This is a genomic window from Cryobacterium sp. TMT2-14, from assembly GCF_004402465.1.
Lineage (GTDB): Bacteria > Actinomycetota > Actinomycetes > Actinomycetales > Microbacteriaceae > Cryobacterium > Cryobacterium sandaracinum.
This window is the reverse complement of record NZ_SOFV01000006.1, coordinates 1-1790: the sequence shown is the minus strand read 5'-3', so window position 1 is coordinate 1790 and position 1790 is coordinate 1. Positions and strand designations below refer to the sequence as shown.

At 54.6% G+C, this 1790-nt stretch carries 1 rRNA gene; it reads left to right on the top strand.

Annotated elements, in window-relative coordinates:
• Positions 1 to 253: 253 nt before the first annotated feature.
• Positions 254 to 1775: ribosomal RNA gene (locus E3O28_RS01425) — 16S ribosomal RNA — on the top strand.
• Positions 1776 to 1790 lie beyond the last annotated feature (15 nt).

The following is a 1790-nucleotide window of genomic DNA, read 5'->3' as shown; positions in this document are numbered from 1 at the left end:
GTGGGGTTTGAAGTCGAGTGCGTCCGATCCTTGAGAACTCAACAGCGTGCACAATGTCAAATGCCAAAAACCTCGGCCGTAGGGCTCCTTTCTAGGGGGTACCGCGGAAGAGATTCCTTTGGAAAACATTTAAACAACAAAGCAAGTCAGTAATGATTTGTTCTGTCAGTTTCAAACTTGCAGATTGTTCGCCTATTCCGGTGGCTTTCTGCACTAGATGTGCCGGTCACTTCGGTGGTCGTGCAGTCAAACATTTACGGAGAGTTTGATCCTGGCTCAGGACGAACGCTGGCGGCGTGCTTAACACATGCAAGTCGAACGGTGATGAGGAGCTTGCTTCTCTGATCAGTGGCGAACGGGTGAGTAACACGTGAGCAATCTGCCCTTGACTCTGGGATAAGCGTTGGAAACGACGTCTAATACCGGATACGACCTTGGAAGGCATCTTCTGGGGTGGAAAGAATTTTGGTCAAGGATGAGCTCGCGGCCTATCAGCTAGTTGGTGAGGTAATGGCTCACCAAGGCGACGACGGGTAGCCGGCCTGAGAGGGTGACCGGCCACACTGGGACTGAGACACGGCCCAGACTCCTACGGGAGGCAGCAGTGGGGAATATTGCACAATGGGCGAAAGCCTGATGCAGCAACGCCGCGTGAGGGACGACGGCCTTCGGGTTGTAAACCTCTTTTAGTAGGGAAGAAGCGTAAAAGTGACGGTACCTGCAGAAAAAGCACCGGCTAACTACGTGCCAGCAGCCGCGGTAATACGTAGGGTGCAAGCGTTGTCCGGAATTATTGGGCGTAAAGAGCTCGTAGGCGGTTTGTCGCGTCTGCTGTGAAAACCCGAGGCTCAACCTCGGGCCTGCAGTGGGTACGGGCAGACTAGAGTGCGGTAGGGGAGATTGGAATTCCTGGTGTAGCGGTGGAATGCGCAGATATCAGGAGGAACACCAATGGCGAAGGCAGATCTCTGGGCCGTAACTGACGCTGAGGAGCGAAAGCATGGGGAGCGAACAGGATTAGATACCCTGGTAGTCCATGCCGTAAACGTTGGGAACTAGATGTGGGGACCATTCCACGGTCTCCGTGTCGCAGCTAACGCATTAAGTTCCCCGCCTGGGGAGTACGGCCGCAAGGCTAAAACTCAAAGGAATTGACGGGGGCCCGCACAAGCGGCGGAGCATGCGGATTAATTCGATGCAACGCGAAGAACCTTACCAAGGCTTGACATATAGAGGAAACGGTTGGAAACAGTCGCCCCGCAAGGTCTCTATACAGGTGGTGCATGGTTGTCGTCAGCTCGTGTCGTGAGATGTTGGGTTAAGTCCCGCAACGAGCGCAACCCTCGTCCTATGTTGCCAGCACGTAATGGTGGGAACTCATGGGATACTGCCGGGGTCAACTCGGAGGAAGGTGGGGATGACGTCAAATCATCATGCCCCTTATGTCTTGGGCTTCACGCATGCTACAATGGCCGGTACAAAGGGCTGCAATACCGCAAGGTGGAGCGAATCCCAAAAAGCCGGTCTCAGTTCGGATTGAGGTCTGCAACTCGACCTCATGAAGTCGGAGTCGCTAGTAATCGCAGATCAGCAACGCTGCGGTGAATACGTTCCCGGGCCTTGTACACACCGCCCGTCAAGTCATGAAAGTCGGTAACACCCGAAGCCAGTGGCCTAACCCGCAAGGGGAGGAGCTGTCGAAGGTGGGATCGGTGATTAGGACTAAGTCGTAACAAGGTAGCCGTACCGGAAGGTGCGGCTGGATCACCTCCTTTCTAAGGAGCACAGCA